The organism is Vibrio sp. VGrn 2 (genome assembly GCF_009361695.1).
Lineage (GTDB): Bacteria > Pseudomonadota > Gammaproteobacteria > Enterobacterales > Vibrionaceae > Vibrio > Vibrio diabolicus.
The window spans coordinates 296,362-313,314 of the sequence record NZ_RBWD01000004.1 but is presented as its reverse complement, the minus strand read 5'-3'; the positions used below and the strand labels follow the sequence as shown (position 1 = coordinate 313,314).

Here is a 16,953-nt window from a genome sequence, read left to right as displayed (position 1 = left end):
TCACCTTCTGGTTGTGTGTTGATTCCATTGTGTGACTTTCTGCGCTGGTTATCTTTGCTTTATTCGCTACTATCATCCTTAAAAAGAGGATGATGAAATTCGCTAGGACTCAATGCATGAAGTCAGAACCATTTGAGCGCGTGACGCTGAAGATGCTGCGTTACTTTTACGAGGTCGCACAAACCAAGCATTTCACTAAGGCGGCCGAGAACCTCAATATCACCAATTCGCCGTTGAGCAATCGCATCAAAGAGTTGGAAGAGGTGCTTAACGTCAAACTGTTTGAGCGTGATTCAAGAAACGTCATGCTGACGGAGGCCGGGCGATTGTTGGAGTCCAAATGCCAACTGATTTTTCAGACCTTGGATGTCTCGCTCAATCAAGTGCAGCAAGTGGGGTTGAACCAGAGAAATATCCTGCGAGTTGGTGTGGTAAGTAGCGCATTTTGGGGCGGATTTGATCGTTTGTTACAGCGCTTCCATGCTGAGCATGACACTTATCACGCCGACATTTTTGACCTCAACCCAGAGACGCAAAAGAAGCATCTGAGCGAGAAGAAAATTGATGTGGGCATTGTGCGTTTTGCCGATGCACTCAACATTTATCCGTATCAGTCGGTATCTTTGGGCAAAGATGTGTTTGTGGTGGCGGTGTCGGAGCAACATGAGTTAGCCAGCAAATCTTTGCTGCGGCTCCAAGATTTAAAGACGTGTGAGTTTGCGTTTATGAGTTTGGCGAATTCTGCCTCGGCAAACTTCATCATCAATGCCTGTCTGCAAGAAGGCTTTTCACCCCATATTGGCAAACAAGTGGTGGAGCCAAGCACCTTGATGGCGTATGTAGCAAACAGCAACACCGTGACGTTGGTGCCGTCGACGTTTTCTCAGCATCATTGGCATGGGATTCGTTTTATCAAGCTGAAAGAGTCACTGCGTGCAGACTTGTGTCTGATTCATGACGGTAAGCAGGAGAGTGCTATCAAAGCCGAGTTTATTCGCACGTTATTGGAGAATGCGAGTTAAGCATGGGCAAACAAAAAAAGATCATCCTAAGATGACCTTTTCAAATGATTCGCTGAAATCAGCAATGCGATTAGCGCGCAATTAACGCATCGTTACAAACTCTTCTGAGCCTGTTGGGTGGATAGCCACAACAGAGTCGAAGTCTGCTTTGGTTGCGCCCATCTTCATTGCTACGCCGAAGCCTTGGATCATTTCATCTACCGTGAAACCGATGCCGTGTAGACCAACAACCGTTTCTTCTTCACCCGCACATACAAGCTTCATCTTACATGGTTGACGGTGCTTAGTAACGGCGGTGTACATCGCAGTAAAGCCAGATGTGTAGACTTTGATGTTGTCTTTGCCGTACTTCTCTTCCGCTTCTTGCGTTGTAAGACCGATAGTGCCGATTGGTGGGTGGCTAAATACCACAGTTGGTACCAAATCGTAGTCCATCTTCGCGTTTGGTTTGTTGTTGAACAGACGCTCAGAAAGTTGACGACCCGCTTTCACTGCTACTGGCGTTAGCTCGATACCGCCTTCCATGATGTCACCCACACAGTAGATGCCTTTCACGTTGGTTTTTTGGTATTCGTCTACCTTAATGTAGCCTTTTTCGTTCGTTGCCACGCCAGTTGACGCTAGGTTGATTGCGTCTGTTGCTGGGTGACGACCGATTGCCCAAATCAGTTGGTCAACGTTTTGGCTCTCACCGTTTTCTAGGTGCAGAGTTAGGCTGCCATCGGTTTCTTTTACCACTTCTTTTGGTACAGAATGGGTGTGCAGTGTTGGGCCTTCTGCTTCCATCACTTCAACCAACGTATCGATGATCATTGGATCGAAGCTACGCAGTGGTGACTCTTTACGTACGAACAGGTGCGTTTCTGTACCTAGTGCGTGCAGCACGCCAGCAATTTCAACTGCGATGTAGCCAGCGCCGACAACCGCAACGCGTTTTGGTTGCTCTGCTAGGTCGAAGAAGCCGTTTGAATCGATGCCGTATTCAGCGCCTGGAATGTTTGGAATAGTAGGACGACCACCCACCGCGATCAGGATGTGATCCGCAGTATAATGTTCACCGTTTACTTCTACGGTTTTCTCGTCAACAAACTTAGCAAAGCCTTTAATCACGTTTACTTTGTTGTTGCCAAGAACGCGATCGTAAGATTGGTGAATACGACCAATGTACGCCTGACGGCTCTCAACCAGTTTGCTCCAGTCGAAACCTTTCACGTCGACATCAAAACCGTAATCTTCTGCGTACAGGTTCATTGCTTCTGCGATTTGTGCGCCGTGCCACATCACTTTCTTCGGTACACAACCCACGTTTACACAGGTGCCACCAAGATCTTGAGCTTCGATTAGCGCAACTTTAGCGCCGTACATCGCCGCACGGTTTGCAGATGCGATGCCGCCACTGCCGCCACCGATACAGATATAGTCAAAATGAGTCGCCATTACTTTCTCCAAGAGCTTATAAATTTTATCTGGTACATAGATAGATTGGGATGACCTTGCTCGAACTCAATGCCACCGTTATCCCACTATCATAAATCGAATGTAACGAATTCCTAAATGGGAAAAAGCGACATTACTTATGACAAATAGCGATGAGAGGCACAAAAAGAAGAATAAGCGCGATGAGAGGGCAAAGTTGAGAGTATAAAAAAGCGCAACGAAAATGTCGTTGCGCTGAGAGGTTTCGGTGCAGAAGTACTTACTCTGGCACAATCCAGTCCACTTTCCAGTGGCCGGTGGCTGGTGCGATCGCGCCTTGCAGGAATGGCAGAATCTCTTTCATCTGGCTTTCCAGTTTCCACGGCGGGTTAATCACAATCATGCCGGATGCCGTCATGCCGCGCTCGTTGGTATCGGGTGCGACACCTAACTCGATTTGCAGAATTTTACGAATGCCCAGTGCTTCCAGGCCCTCAATCATATCTTCGATGTCGTGACGGTTTACCACTGGGTACCAAATCGCGTAGATACCGGTTGCCCAACGCTTATGGCTCTGATGAATCGCGCGCACTACATCGCGGTACTCTTTCGCGAGTTCGTATGGTGGGTCAATCAGCACCAAACCACGACGCTCTTGTGGCGGTAAGCTGGCTTTTAGACGCTGGAACCCGTCCTCTTTGAAGATGCTCACTTGGCGATCGCGATGGAATTCTTGCTCTAACAATGGGTGATCGGCTGGGTGCAACTCGGTCAGCACCATGCGATCTTGTGGGCGGATTTGCGCGCGCGCCACACGTGGTGAGCCTGGGTAGTAACGCAGTTTATCACCGTTGTTGAGCACTTTGATGGCATCGATGTAGCTTTTGATGTCTTCAGGAATGTTTGGGTTATCCCAAATACGCGCGATGCCTTGCTTGTATTCGCCCGTTTTTTCAGACCATTCGTGAGTCAGATCGTAACGGCCCACACCCGAGTGGGTATCGTGATAAACGAATGGTTTATCTTTTTGTTTCAGCGCATCAAGAATGAGGCTTTGAACGATGTGTTTGACCACGTCAGCATGGTTGCCGGCGTGGAAGCTGTGGCGGTAACTTAACAAATTAAACTCTCGAAACACTCTTTGGTTGAGTGTGGTCTGTGATTTTCACTCTATGGCGGTATTATACTCAAGTAACTTAAAGATGTAGAACTTCCAATCAAATCCGTTCCTCTAATAGGGGCTCACTATTGAAATTTCTTTAAGTCACCCACACTTACTATTGGTAATCGAATTGAACTAGGTGAGTTTCTCGTGCTCAAAGAGTGTGAAATCTCATTTAGGTATAACAAGACTCAAGGACAGAGTAGCGCTCGTTGACTATATGGTCATCGCAGCATAGAGAAAGGGAACGGAGCTCCCCCAATCCATGTTGCTGGCTCGTCTGTACATTGAGTTGGCCTATCTACACAAAATAGACAGGCAATCACAGAGTCAAAACACAAAAGGAATTATTCATGTCTAATCCTCTTCTGACGTTTACGGACTTACCTCCGTTTTCTCAAATTAAACCAGAACACATCAAGCCTGCCGTTGAACAAGCGATTGCTGACTGCCGAGCGAAAATCGATGAAGTTCTAAAAGATAATGCTCACCCAACTTGGGACAGTGTGATTGCGCCAATTGAAGAAGCGGATGACCGCTTAAGCCGCATTTGGTCGCCAGTTGGTCACATGAACTCCGTGGTGAACAGCGAAGATCTGCGTGAAGCGTACGAAAGTTGTTTGCCAATTTTGTCGGAATACGGCACTTGGGTTGGTCAGCACAAAGGCCTGTACGAAGCGTACAAAGCGATTAAAGCCAGTGATGCATTCGCAACGCTGACTCGCGCTCAACAAAAAACCATCACCGATGCGTTACGAGACTTTGAGCTATCGGGTATTGGTTTACCATCCGATGAGCAGCACCGTTACGGCGAAATCAGCAAGCGCATGTCTGAGCTCAGCTCTAAATTCTCTAACAATGTACTGGATGCCACCATGGGTTGGACCAAGCACATCACTGATGAGAAAGACCTTGCTGGCATGCCAGAATCGGCGCTGGCAGCAGCGAAAGCCGCGGCAGAAGCAAAAGAGCTCGATGGTTATCTCATTACGCTGGATATCCCATCTTACCTACCTGTCATGACGTACTGCGACAACCAAGAGTTGCGTAAAGAAGTGTACGAAGCGTATGTGACGCGCGCCTCTGATCGCGGTCCAAATGCTGGTAAGTGGGACAACTCAGAAATCATTACTGAGCAACTGAGACTGCGTCACGAAATTTCACGCATGTTGGGTTTCAATACTTACAGCGAGAAATCGTTAGCAACGAAAATGGCCGAAACGCCAGATCAAGTGTTGGGCTTCTTGAATGATCTAGCGACACGTGCGAAACCGCAAGGTGAACGTGAAGTCGAAGAGTTGCGTCAGTTTGCGAAAAGTGAGTTTGGCGTTGAAGAATTGAATGTGTGGGATATCGCTTACTATAGCGAGAAACAAAAGCAGCACTTGTTCCAAATCTCGGATGAAGAACTGCGCCCGTACTTCCCAGAGTCAAAGGTTGTCAGTGGTCTGTTTGAAGTGCTAAACCGCGTGTTTGGCATGACAGTTACTGAGCGCGAAGGCGTGGACACTTGGCACGAATCTGTGCGTTTCTTCGATATCTTTGACGCTGAAGGCGCACTGCGTGGCAGTTTCTACTTAGATCTCTACGCACGTGAGCACAAACGTGGTGGCGCGTGGATGGATGACTGTCGTGGTCGTCGTATTACGCTCTCTGGCGAACTGCAAACGCCGGTGGCGTACCTAACGTGTAACTTCAACCGTCCAGTGGGCGACAAGCCAGCACTGTTTACGCATGATGAAGTTGTGACACTTTTCCATGAATTTGGTCACGGTATCCACCACATGCTGACGCAAGTAGAAACTGGCGCGGTATCAGGGATTAATGGCGTACCTTGGGATGCGGTTGAATTGCCAAGTCAGTTCCTGGAAAACTGGTGTTGGGAAGAAGACGCACTGGCGTTCATTTCTGGTCATTATGAGACAGGCGAGCCGTTGCCAAAAGCGATGCTAGATAAGATGCTCGCGGCGAAGAACTTCCAGTCGGCGATGGGCATTTTGCGTCAGCTAGAATTCGGTTTGTTCGACTTTACTCTGCACACCGAATACGACCCAGAAGTGGGCGCGCGTGTGCTGGAAACGCTGGCGAAAGTGAAAGAGAAAGTCGCGGTGGTTCCAGCCGTTGAGTGGGCGCGCTTCTCGCACAGCTTTGGTCACATCTTCGCTGGTGGTTACAGCGCGGGTTACTACAGCTATCTGTGGGCGGAAGTGCTGTCGTCAGACGCGTATTCTCGCTTTGAAGAAGAAGGTATCTTCAACAAAGAAACGGGTCAAAGCTTCCTGAATAACATCCTAGAAATGGGTGGTAGCGAAGAACCAATGGAGCTGTTTAAGCGCTTCCGTGGTCGTGAACCACAAATTGATGCGCTATTGCGCCATTCTGGTATTGCAGCGTAAGCGCACGCTGTCTTTCCAAAAATACTAAGGCCAACCATTCGGTTGGCCTTTTTTGTCCATTTTTATAAAAAATTCACGGATTCACACTGCGGTTAATTGGGTTCTGCAGCGATATCAATGTCTCCGTAGACTGAACCTCATCAATGGCTTGCAGCTTATCAATCAGCACAAATTGCAGTTCTTCAATCGATTTGCACATCAATTTGACGAATATGTTATACGCGCCCGTGGTGTAGTAAGCTTCAACGACTTCGTCGAGCGCGTTGAGTTTTTCTAGCGCGGAATGGTAATCACGAGCTGCGTTTAGGTTAATACCAATGAAGCAGCACACATCGTAGCCGAGCTTTTTGGTATTTACGATCACCTCCGTTCCTTCGATGATATCAGCCGATTTCATCTTCTCAATACGCACATGGATAGTGGCAGGGCTGACATCGAACTGCTTTGCCATTTCTGCGTAGGGCGTTCTGGCGTCAGCCATCAGTGTTTTTAATATTGCGCGGTCAAGGTCGTCGAGTTTCGGCAGGCTCGCATTCATACTATTATTTCCGTTAGGGATAGAGTTTTACCTCCCTTTTATACTCATAGCGGATAGGATTCACAAGGTTTGGCAGGAGTAACTGCGGGTTAACTCCGAGCTATGGAGATAATGTGCAGCGTTTTCTGGTTATTGTCGCGCTATGTTGGAGCGCGTTTGCCGCGGCCTCAGATCCGAAAGTTTTGGTCGTGCACTCCTATCATCAAGGTTTTTTCTGGACGGATTCCATACAGCGAGGTATCGAGCAGCAATTGGGTGATCGATCGCTGGATATGCGCGTGCTCTATTTAGACTCGAAACGTAACCAGAGTGAGCAGTTTTTCGCTCAGCTTGAATCCTTATATCGTACGAAATTAAGCAAAGAACGATTCGATGCCATTTTAGTGAGCGACAACAACGCGCTTGAACTGATGCAGCGTTTGGCACCAATCATCAAAGACACCCCGGTTATATTTAACGGCATCAACAATTATCATCCTTCTTTGCACCAATCTCTGAACGCAACAGGAGTAACAGAAGATGTCGATTTGGAGGCAAATTTAGCCCTCATAGAGCGACTACACCCTGATTACACCCAAATTCTTATTGTCAGTGACCATTCCGTAACGGGAGAGGTATTACGCTATCAAATCGACGATTTTGTACATGAACATCCGCAATATCGCGACAAAATCGTGCAAGTTATTCCCGACAGTATCATTGACTTAAAGCAACAAGTGGCGAAGCTGAATAAAGATAAAGTCGTCCTGTTTTGGACCTATTACCGAGATAAACAGGGTGTGGTTGGCAGTGAACGTGACTGGATTGGCGTTAACAGAGCCTCAAATGCGCCGCTGTTTATGGTGCACGACATTGGCTTAGGGCACGGTGCGGTTGGTGGCGTGATCCAAAGTGGTTATCGGCATGGCATTGAGAGTGCTGAGATACTTGAGTTTGTGTTGGATAACCCTGACCAATCTCTGCCAGCCGTGAAGAAAAGTGATTCTGAAATCAAGCTCGATTATCAAGCTGTAGTGCGCTGGGGGTTGGGTGCTGAGCAAGAGGTCTCTGCGGTATTTTTTAATAAACCGATGAAGTTTTCTGAGCGTTTTGCCAAAGAAATTCGCTTGTTTGGTAGTCTGTTTGTGGTGATGTCGGTGGTCATTTTGTTGATGGGTTACTATTTACAGCGGATGCGTCGCAGCGAGAGTGCCGCGCGAGAAAGCCAAGCCATCTTAGAATCGATTTTTGATCAGAGCATGCAGTATATGGGCATTTTGGATGCCAACGGTGTACTTAAATCGGGCAACGATCACCTGCAATCTTTGCTGTATCACCAAGGGCTGCGTTTAGATCGACCACTTTGGTTTCATCCCAATTGGAGTGAGAAAGCGCAAGCGTTGCTTGAGGCGTATTTCCACGCGCCTCACCATCAAGTGTCGACGTTTGAGGCTGAAATTTGGAGTAAAGAGCACGGTACATTGGTGTTGGAAATTTCACTCAAGCCTTTTTCTCAGCAAGTAGGAAATCAAAAGCAATACTTGTTTGAAGCGCGCGATATCACTAGTCGTAAGTTGATGGAAGATAAGCTCTATCAACGCGAATCAACCCTGCGTAACTATTATGAGCAACAGCCTGTCATGATGGTGACACTCGACAGCAATAACCGCATTCAAGAAGTGAATCGATTTGCTCAGCTACTCCTTGGCTACAAACCGATGGACATGCTCGGACACCGCCTGAGGGAGTTTTATTTTGATGACAAGGTACTGTTTCCTCGCCAAGTGCTATTGCAACCCAATCAACAGGTGCATGGGGTCTGGCGACGTGAAGTCGAGTATCGCCATGCAAATGGTCATCGTGTTTGGGTACGTGAGAACATTCGTCCACTGAGTGAATCTGATCAGCTGTTGATTGTGGGTGAAGATATTACAGAAACCAAACAGCTTTCCGAGAAACTGGAATATCAAGCGCGCTATGACTTACTGACAGGGACTTATAACCGAAACCACTTTGAACTAGAGCTCAAGACCGCACTGCGTGAGGTGGACAGCCATCGTCGCGTCCACGCCATGCTATACCTCGACTTAGATCAGCTAAAAGTCCTCAATGATACGGTTGGGCATGATGCGGGTGACGCGGCGATTCAATTTTGCGCCAGCATGTTAGAGGAAGTGCTGCCATACAATTCCATCTTGGCTCGAATGGGAGGCGATGAGTTTGCGGTACTACTCAAAGATTGCGACGAATACGGCGCCATTAATATCGCCAAACTGATCATCTCGACGTTGAGTGAACATCTCTTTATTTGGGAAGATACACGCTTGTTCATCAGTTGTTCTATTGGTATTCGTATCATCGACCATACGGCAGAGACGCCGCAAATGGTGCACGCTCAAGCAGACTCTGCGTGTCATGCCGCCAAGGAGCAAGGCCGTAACCGCTACAATCTGTTCAGTTTAGATAACGAAGAGCTACAACGTCGCCAGATGGAAATGCAGAGCGTCAATTTGGTGCATGAGGCATTGTCGAATCAGCGTTTAGAGTTGTTTGCTCAACCGATCAAAAGCTTACAACAGCACGATGCTCAGATGTATTTTGAGATTTTAGTGCGCATTCGCAATGGATATGGTGATTATGTTTCTCCTGCATTGTTTATTCCTGCCTCCGAGCGCTACAACATTGCGCATTGGATTGATAAACAGGTCATTACTCAAACGCTAGAATGGTTTGAGCAACGCCCGGAGGTGGTTGAAAAACTCGGTCGTTGTTCGATAAACCTTTCAGGTCAATCTATGGGGAATCAAGAGTTTATCGATTTCTTATTGGAGCGATTGGAACGTTCGCCCATGCCGTGTGAAAAAATCTGTCTAGAAATCACCGAGACAGCAGCGATGAGTAATCTTGAGCAAGCCATTGAGCTCTTCACCAAGCTCAAAGCGCTGGGTTGCATGATTGCATTGGATGACTTTGGTTCGGGCTTGTCTTCATTTGGTTACTTAAAGAAACTTCCCGTTGATATTGTGAAAATTGATGGCCTTTTCGTGCGAGATATCAACGTAAATGAAATGGACCGCGTAATGGTTCGCTCGATCAATGACTTGGCAAAACAGCTAGGCAAAGTGACGGTGGCGGAGTTTGTCGAAAACGAACAAGTCATGCAGCATTTGATCGATCTTGGTGTGGATTATGGCCAAGGCTACGGTATTGGGCATCCTCAACCGCTTTCTGAGTTAGTTGAGCGACTGACGGCTGAGTAGTCTTGTCATATCAAGCTCAACCTAGCATTGAGAGGTAACTTAGGTATACACTCAGCGCCAGTTACCGCGATTTTTTATTGGAGCCTCCTTTTGCAACTGCAATTGATCTGTGAAGACCCGTCTCAACAACCTCATCTGGATGAACTGGCTGCGCGCTGGCAGCTTTCTCACACTGACGAGAGCGATTTTGCTTTGGTGCTGACCACCGAGCGTTTAGAGCTGCGTAAAGTGGATGAGCCAAAGTTGGGCGCTATTTTTGTCGATTTAATTGGTGGCGCAGTGGGACATCGCCGAAAATTTGGTGGTGGTAAGGGCCAAGCCATCGCAAAAGCTGCAGGTTTGAACAAAGGGGCAACGCCAACCGTTCTAGACGGCACGGCGGGGCTGGGACGTGACGCATTCGTTTTGGCTTCGCTCGGCTGTAAGGTACAGATGGTGGAGCGACACCCGGTAGTCGCAGCGTTGCTGGATGACGGGTTAGCGCGTGCGAAACAAGACCCTGAAATTGGAACTTGGGTATCAGAGCGTATGTCGCTGATCCATGCCTCCAGTCATGATGCATTGGAACAGCTGGCACAAGATGAAGACTTTGTTCAGCCAGATGTGGTGTATCTCGACCCTATGTATCCGCACCCAGAAAACAAGAAGAAATCGGCGCTCGTAAAAAAAGAGATGCGCGTTTTCCAATCGTTGGTTGGCGCCGATTTGGACGCCGATGGTTTGCTAGATCCTGCCATGGCGTTAGCCACAAAACGCGTGGTGGTGAAGCGCCCAGACTATGCAAACTGGCTGAACGAGCAAAAGCCGACTATGGCGATTGAAACCAAAAAAAATCGCTTTGATGTCTATGTTAAAGCCTCAATGGCATAACTTCCTGACCGCTCAACTTTTCTTGTCACAGTACGGTGTATCGTGCTGTGATCAAGCCTCTCTTTCTGAACCGTTACTGATAGTTTTCTCTTGCTAATTCTCCTCCCTGACTGTATATCTAACTAAGAATTATTATTATTTCACTTGTTGTGATGCGGTCGATAATTGGGAAGCTGGAGTAGTAGAATGGCTAAACGCTTATGTAAAATGAGTCGTAAACAGATCGCGGCGGAGCTTGGCGACATCCATCGTTTAGTTGTCGCACCAAAGTTTGTTTGTCGCTCTTGCGCACGCTCTTCAGCGGCCAAAGATACCTTGTGTAAGCCAGCCGCTATTCCGCCGAAAAAGTGCCAAGACAAGCCATTGAACGAGCAACAATCATGTGGCTTATTGGCTGAAGCGTTGCCAGTACAACCGATTCCTGTGACAACAAAACAAAGCAACGAAAAAGCAGCGATTGTGAAGCGTGTTGTTGAGCGCGTGAAAGAGAAAAAGCAAGCCGAAAAATCCCTGGAGTCAGTAAGAACCGACGCATCAGTATGGTTTGATTTAGCGGATAAAAAATCGCTTAAGAAAGCGAAAAAAGCACTGAAAAAGCATTACAAGCAGCAGAAGAAGTTGTTAAAAGTAGCGAAAAAACAACAAAAGTTACTTAAGCGTCAGCGCAAGCTGGAAGCGCGCAATGCGAAGCTAGAGGTGTTGCTATCAACGCCACCTAATGCGTTGATGAGCACAAGCTCGCAAGTCAAAGTGCATTAATCTAATCCAAAAAAACGCTCTCCAGTTAGAGAGCGTTTTTTATTGTCGGTATGTGTTGGGAGCGGTTGCGTTACTTCTTGGCGTAGCTCATTTCGACGCGCTTTTTCACCCAGGTTTCGTTAATCCATAGCGATAGCATGATGATCGCACCGCCAATGGCGAGTCGCATGACATCAACATCGCGGTTCCAAATCACAATATTCACAATCAAACCCGCCGGAACTAATGCGTTGTTCATTACTGCAAGTGCTCCTGCGTTCACCATGGTTGCGCCTTTGTTCCACGCGAAGTAACCAAAACCGGAAGCAATTAAACCAAGGTACGTCAGAATGCCCCATTGCGTTGCGGTGGTGGGTAGTTTGTCGAGGTTGCCCATCAGAGCGAAAGCCACGGTTGCTACACAAAGCGCACCTAAGTAGAAGTAACCAAACACGGTGTGTTGTGGCAAATCAACCGGCTCACTTTCCATGATGTATTTGTAGCCTACCTGACCAATGGCAAAACAGAGGTTTGCTCCTTGTACGACCAAAAAGCCCAGCAGGAAGTCTTCATTAATGCCTGCAAACTTAATCCAGGCTGCGCCAAATACAGCAATCGCCGCGGTAACCAAATACCAAGGTGAAAAGCGACCTTTCAAGAAGTCATAGATCAGCGTTACGTAAATGGGTGTGAATACGGTGAACAGCAATACTTCTGGCACGGAAAGGAGCAAAAAAGATTGGTAGTAGAAGCAGTACATCAGACCGAGCTGAAAGCCACCGACCGTCATCAGTTTCGCGATTAAGGATTTGCTAACGCCGCGGAATTTTAAAAAGGGAATGAAAACCAGACTCGCCAGTGCCACGCGCATGAACACCGAGAACCAAGAATCAACCTGACCAGCGAGGTAAACGCCGATCAGGCTAAATGAGAATGCCCAAAGTAGGGTAACTGCGGATAGATAAGCCATGGATGAGAATCTTTATCAACAACAAATGTGCCCGCAGTCTAACCAAGTTTTAACGTCGCGCCAATCAGTCTTTTAGCGGTACGACCAGCATATCGACTGGAGAGCAGTTAATCAGTTGTCGAGTCGAAGACAGAATCTTGCTCCAGAAATCTTGGTGATGACCACAAACCACCAAGTCAATACTGTAATCTTGAATGGTATCGCACAGCTCATTACTCAAATCGCCACTACCGACCAACGTATGGGCTATTGGGTATTGCGCATATTCTGCGAAATTCGCCAATTGTGTGCGCGACGCTTCCATTGCTTGATGTTGCGCTTCTGCCATATTGATGTCGATAAGCCCGGTGTAGAGCTCTGCGTAGTTCACGTCGATGTGAATAAAAGAGACTTTCGCATCCAGAGGTTTAGCCAGTGATACGGCTTTTTTAATCAACACTTTACTGTCGTCTGACAGGTCGACTGCCACAAGTACGTGTTTGTAACTCATATTGCTATCTCCTTGTAAGGTCATAGTTTTAGATTAGCACTAACCCCCAAAAAAATTTGCTGAAGTGATCTCATATCAGTGTCGTAGGTACAAAGTCTTGTCTCAGTAATCATGTTATAGTGGCGTTATACCCAAGTGACTTTGAGATGCGGAGTTCAGCGCTCCGTTACTGACTATAGTTCAAGTAAAACCTTGCCTCTGATGTAGAGCAAGTCAATCTCGCGGGGTCGTTTATCTCGAGGTTACTTGGGTATATTGCATGCACATTAATAGGAGTTAACATGCTGTCTCAAACTATGGTCGAACAATTGAATGAGCAAATTAACCTAGAATTTTTCTCATCCAATCTATACTTACAAATGAGTGCTTGGTGTGAAGACAAAGGTTTTGAAGGTGCGGCTGAATTTTTACGCGCTCACGCCGTAGAAGAAATGGAGCACATGCAACGCCTATTCACCTACGTAAGTGAAACTGGCTCAATGCCAATTTTGGGCGCTATTGATGCACCAAAGCATGATTTTGCTAGCTTAGGTGATGTTTTCCGCGAGACCTTCGAACATGAGCAAATGATCACGGAAAAAATCAATAAATTGGCACATGTTGCATTTACTAGCCAAGACTACTCAACGTTTAACTTCCTACAGTGGTACGTGTCTGAACAGCACGAAGAAGAGAAGTTGTTTAAAGGGATTTTAGATAAGATCGAATTGGTAGGTGAAGATGGTAAAGCATTGTTCTTCATCGACAAAGATCTAGCACAAATGGCGAAAGAAGGTTCATCTTCAATCATGGATGCTCCAGCTGCGTAAACGCGTTTTTTGACGCTATAAGTAGCGGGTAAAGACGAAGCATTGATCGTCTTTTTCTCTTGAGCATTGTTGAAGATGTAGGGAGGAAAAGATGATCAGTGGAGACACAATCTTATTTGCGCTAATGGTGGTAACTGGAGTCAACATGATCCGGTATCTCACCGCTCTTCGTTCTCTAATTTACATCATGCGTGAAGCGCATCCGTTGTTATATCAGCAAGTTGATGGCAATGGCTTTTTTACCACCCATGGAAATGTCACCAAACAGGTGCGTTTGTTCCACTACATCAAAAGTAAAGAATATCACCATCACCACGATGAAATTTTTACTGGTAAGTGCGAAAGGGTGCGTGAGCTATTTGTTTTATCGACCGCTTTGCTCGGTGTTACCCTACTCGCGGCCTTCATTCTTTAAAGAATCAACAATCTAGCGAGTTAATCTCCTAGGATTGTACGGGCATGCATAGCGCTTACCGTTTAAGCGCTTTTCCCCTTCGAGATTTGTCGGTAGAATGTCGCGCCTAGAAAGCAAGGATGTGCAATGTGCACATCCTTTTTTATTTCGATTCGATACCAATCAGTCTAAGAGCTACCGATGAGTAAGAAATTTGATGTTGTTGTAATTGGCGCAGGCGCAGCGGGTTTGATGTGTGCTGCAGAAGCCGGCAAGCGAGGCCGTCGTGTTTTGGTGCTCGATCATGCTAAAAAGCCAGGACGTAAAATCCTTATCTCAGGCGGTGGCCGTTGTAACTTCACTAACTACGACGTCTCAGCCAGCAACTACCTATGCCAAAACCCGCATTTCGTTAAGTCGGCGCTTTCTCAATACACTAACTGGGATTTTATCTCGATGGTGTGTAAGCATGGTATTGAATTTGAAGAGCGCGATCACGGTCAGCTGTTTTGTGTCGATGCGTTTACGGCGAAAGACATCGTGAAGATGCTGTTGGCTGAGTGTGACATGCCGAATATCGAGCAGCGTTACCAATGCGATGTTAACTCAATTGAGAAAATCGATGAAGGTTTTCGTTTGCACGCGGGTACCGAGCCAGTTGAGTGTGAGTCTTTAGTTATCGCAACAGGTGGCTTGTCGATGCCAAAACTGGGGGCGACACCATTTGGTTATAAAGTCGCGGAACAATTTGGTCTTCGAGTTATCCCAACTACGGCAGGGCTGGTGCCATTTACGTTGCATAAAGAAGACAAAGAAGACTTTGCTGAGTTATCTGGTATCGCGGTACCTGCGGAAATTACAGCTGAAGATGGCACCATGTTCAAAGAAGCCCTGTTGTTCACACATCGTGGTTTATCTGGCCCAGCCGTTTTACAGATTTCATCATTCTGGCGAGCGGGGCAAAAGGTGTCGATTAATCTGGTGCCAAATGATGATGTTGCCGAGTTATTAGAACGCAGCCGTGAAAAGCATCCGAATCAGTCGCTCAAAAATACGCTCGCTAAAGTGCTACCAAAGCGCTTGGTTGAAGTCTTGATTGAACGTAAAGAGCTGGTCGATAAACCGCTAAAGCAGTTCAATCAAAAGGAGCTTGCGGCGATTGTGGCGCGCTTAGAACATTGGGATATCGCCCCGAATGGCACTGAAGGCTACCGAACCGCGGAAGTGACACTCGGCGGTGTGGATACCGATCACTTATCTTCGAAAACCATGGAATGCAAAGACATCAAAGGGCTGTACTTCATTGGTGAAGTCATGGACGTGACTGGCTGGTTAGGGGGCTACAATTTTCAGTGGTGCTGGTCGAGCGGCTTTGTCGCGGGTCAGTGGGTGTAATCAAACGCTACACATCCGCATAAAAGATAAGATAAAAAAAGAGCACTGAATCGTATTCCGTGCTCTTTTTTGTAGTTCCACAGCGAGTTACTCGTCTTGATACTTTTCGAGTTTGTTGTAGAGCGTTTTAACGCTAATGCCTAACTCCTGCGCTGATTCCGTTTTATTGCCTTGATTCTCTTCAAGGGTATTGAGAATAGCGGCTTTTTCTAGCTCTTCTAGCGAAACGCCCGCTGGAACAAGGTCTTCGATGCTGGTGCCTGTTTCCAATGGTGGCGTATCGAAGATCAGGTGTTCATCTCGGATGGTGTCATCAGCCAAAATAAACGCGCGCTCGATCGTGTGTTTGAGCTCACGGACATTACCTGGCCAATCGTGTGCAGCGATTTTTTGGATGGCAGAATCAAGAATGGTTTTGGTTTTAGCCTCATTTGCGTTGCGGTGCGCGATAAAGTGTTTAGCCAGACCGACGATGTCACCGCCTCGATCTCGCAGTGGCGGTATCGTTAATGGGAAGTGCGATAAACGGAAAAACAGATCTTCACGCAGGAACTGCTCTTCAATGGCGACTTTAGGATCACGGTTGGTGGCGGCAATGATGCGAGTGTTGGCGATATGCACCGTATTACTGCCCACTGGGCGATACTCTCCGGTTTCCAACACACGCAATAGCTTCACTTGATGCTCGATAGGCATCTCGGTGATTTCATCTAAAAACAGCGTGCCGCCTTCTGCCTGTTTAAATACACCTTGGTGAGTTTTATTCGCTCCGGTAAAGGCGCCTTTTTCATGGCCAAACAGTTCACTATCGACCAACTCTGGGCTAATCGCACCACAGTTAATCGCGATAAAGGGTTGTTGCTTGCGATCGCTAGCTAAATGAATGGTCTGCGCGACTAACTCTTTACCTGAGCCGCTTTCACCGACAATGAGGACGTTGGCTTCTGTTTTTGCGACGCGTCGGATCATGCGATAGAGCTGATGCATTGGCGATGAGGACCCCACCAAAAGGCCAAACTGGTCGAGATCGCTAGTGGACACTTTACGTCCTTGATCTTGTTTTTGCTGATAGTACTGGCTGACTTCGCTTAGGGTGTCCGTCAAAATGGCAATATCGACGGGTTTTCTGTAGTGAAAAATTGCACCTAAGTTCATTAGCTTATCCAAATTTTCGTTTGGAGCACCAGAGCTAATGATGATCAAGTCCATATCGTAGATGTCTTCGATATTAGAAAGGCGCTGGTAATCTGCGCTAGTAAAGTGGGCGACTTCAACAATCGCAACTTCCGGTTTGAGTTGTAGGAAATCTTCAATCCAACTATCTGCGGCATCGGTATTATGCAGACGAAATTTGTTCAGTTCCTGGCAAGAGGCAATAGCATCTTTAAGTGTCGGGTCTTGTATTCGTAGAAACAGGCTTGGCAACGACATAGAAATGTCCTCTTTACTATGACAGAAACAATGTACGTGGATTATTCTAAGTGCACAAGACAAAATATTGTCAGCAGAGATTT

Annotated in this window: 14 protein-coding genes; 8 read left to right on the top strand and 6 right to left on the bottom strand. The window is 47.0% G+C overall.

Annotation, left to right across the window (positions count from 1 at the left end):
• Nucleotides 1–116 precede the first annotated feature (116 nt).
• Nucleotides 117–1,022, top strand: coding sequence for a LysR family transcriptional regulator (locus D8S93_RS10100; RefSeq protein ID WP_005379156.1), 906 nt, complete (start codon nucleotides 117–119; stop codon nucleotides 1,020–1,022).
• 81 nt (nucleotides 1,023–1,103) lie between these two features.
• Here the strand turns inward: D8S93_RS10100 and gorA are convergent, their stop codons facing one another.
• Together gorA and D8S93_RS10090 are read right to left on the bottom strand one after the other, a co-directional pair.
• Nucleotides 1,104–2,459, bottom strand: coding sequence for a glutathione-disulfide reductase (gene gorA, locus D8S93_RS10095; protein ID WP_152813000.1), 1,356 nt, complete (start codon nucleotides 2,457–2,459; stop codon nucleotides 1,104–1,106).
• Between the two features lie 259 nt (nucleotides 2,460–2,718).
• Complete coding sequence (locus tag D8S93_RS10090; RefSeq protein ID WP_152812998.1) at nucleotides 2,719–3,558, bottom strand: 23S rRNA (adenine(2030)-N(6))-methyltransferase RlmJ; 840 nt, start codon at nucleotides 3,556–3,558, stop codon at nucleotides 2,719–2,721.
• 395 nt (nucleotides 3,559–3,953) lie between these two features.
• Between D8S93_RS10090 and prlC the strand changes: the two genes are divergently transcribed.
• Entirely contained in the window at nucleotides 3,954–5,996 is a 2,043-nt protein-coding gene (prlC, locus tag D8S93_RS10085) for an oligopeptidase A (protein ID WP_006741761.1), read from the top strand.
• A gap of 73 nt (nucleotides 5,997–6,069) precedes the next feature.
• Here prlC and asnC read toward each other — a convergent pair whose 3' ends face one another.
• Nucleotides 6,070–6,534, bottom strand: a complete 465-nt coding sequence (gene asnC, locus D8S93_RS10080) for a transcriptional regulator AsnC (RefSeq protein WP_005394393.1) — start codon at nucleotides 6,532–6,534, stop codon at nucleotides 6,070–6,072.
• A 113-nt stretch (nucleotides 6,535–6,647) separates the two neighbouring features.
• On the opposite strand from asnC, the gene D8S93_RS10075 reads away from it, so the two are divergent.
• The 3 genes from D8S93_RS10075 (at nucleotide 6,648) to D8S93_RS10065 (ending at nucleotide 11,402) form a co-directional block, all read left to right on the top strand.
• Nucleotides 6,648–9,773 (top strand): EAL domain-containing protein, encoded by a 3,126-nt coding sequence (locus D8S93_RS10075; RefSeq protein ID WP_319802978.1) that lies wholly within the window; start codon nucleotides 6,648–6,650, stop codon nucleotides 9,771–9,773.
• 90 nt (nucleotides 9,774–9,863) lie between these two features.
• Nucleotides 9,864–10,643, top strand: a complete 780-nt coding sequence (locus D8S93_RS10070; RefSeq protein ID WP_005394395.1) for a class I SAM-dependent methyltransferase — start codon at nucleotides 9,864–9,866, stop codon at nucleotides 10,641–10,643.
• A 186-nt stretch (nucleotides 10,644–10,829) separates the two neighbouring features.
• The gene (locus D8S93_RS10065) at nucleotides 10,830–11,402 is read left to right on the top strand and encodes a hypothetical protein (RefSeq protein WP_104970016.1); all 573 of its coding nucleotides are present in this window, start codon (nucleotides 10,830–10,832) and stop codon (nucleotides 11,400–11,402) included.
• Between the two features lie 70 nt (nucleotides 11,403–11,472).
• Here the strand turns inward: D8S93_RS10065 and D8S93_RS10060 are convergent, their stop codons facing one another.
• Nucleotides 11,473–12,351: a carboxylate/amino acid/amine transporter gene (locus D8S93_RS10060; RefSeq protein ID WP_006741764.1), complete on the bottom strand. Its 879-nt coding sequence runs from the start codon at nucleotides 12,349–12,351 to the stop codon at nucleotides 11,473–11,475.
• Nucleotides 12,352–12,415: 64 nt separating this feature from the next.
• Nucleotides 12,416–12,841 (bottom strand): universal stress protein UspA, encoded by a 426-nt coding sequence (uspA, locus tag D8S93_RS10055; protein ID WP_152812996.1) that lies wholly within the window; start codon nucleotides 12,839–12,841, stop codon nucleotides 12,416–12,418.
• A gap of 281 nt (nucleotides 12,842–13,122) precedes the next feature.
• Here uspA and ftnA point away from each other — a divergent pair, with 281 nt between their 5' ends.
• The 3 genes from ftnA (at nucleotide 13,123) to D8S93_RS10040 (ending at nucleotide 15,439) form a co-directional block, all read left to right on the top strand.
• Nucleotides 13,123–13,650 (top strand): non-heme ferritin, encoded by a 528-nt coding sequence (gene ftnA, locus D8S93_RS10050; RefSeq protein ID WP_005379167.1) that lies wholly within the window; start codon nucleotides 13,123–13,125, stop codon nucleotides 13,648–13,650.
• 91 nt (nucleotides 13,651–13,741) lie between these two features.
• Nucleotides 13,742–14,065 (top strand): universal stress protein UspB, encoded by a 324-nt coding sequence (gene uspB, locus D8S93_RS10045; RefSeq protein WP_005394407.1) that lies wholly within the window; start codon nucleotides 13,742–13,744, stop codon nucleotides 14,063–14,065.
• Between the two features lie 180 nt (nucleotides 14,066–14,245).
• Nucleotides 14,246–15,439 carry an NAD(P)/FAD-dependent oxidoreductase gene (locus D8S93_RS10040; protein WP_152812994.1) on the top strand — a complete coding sequence of 398 codons (1,194 nt, stop codon included), beginning with the start codon at nucleotides 14,246–14,248 and terminating at the stop codon, nucleotides 15,437–15,439.
• Nucleotides 15,440–15,526: 87 nt separating this feature from the next.
• On the opposite strand, the gene D8S93_RS10035 is transcribed toward D8S93_RS10040, so the two are convergent.
• Complete coding sequence (locus D8S93_RS10035; protein WP_047009371.1) at nucleotides 15,527–16,870, bottom strand: sigma-54 interaction domain-containing protein; 1,344 nt, start codon at nucleotides 16,868–16,870, stop codon at nucleotides 15,527–15,529.
• Between the last annotated feature and the right edge of the window lie 83 nt (nucleotides 16,871–16,953).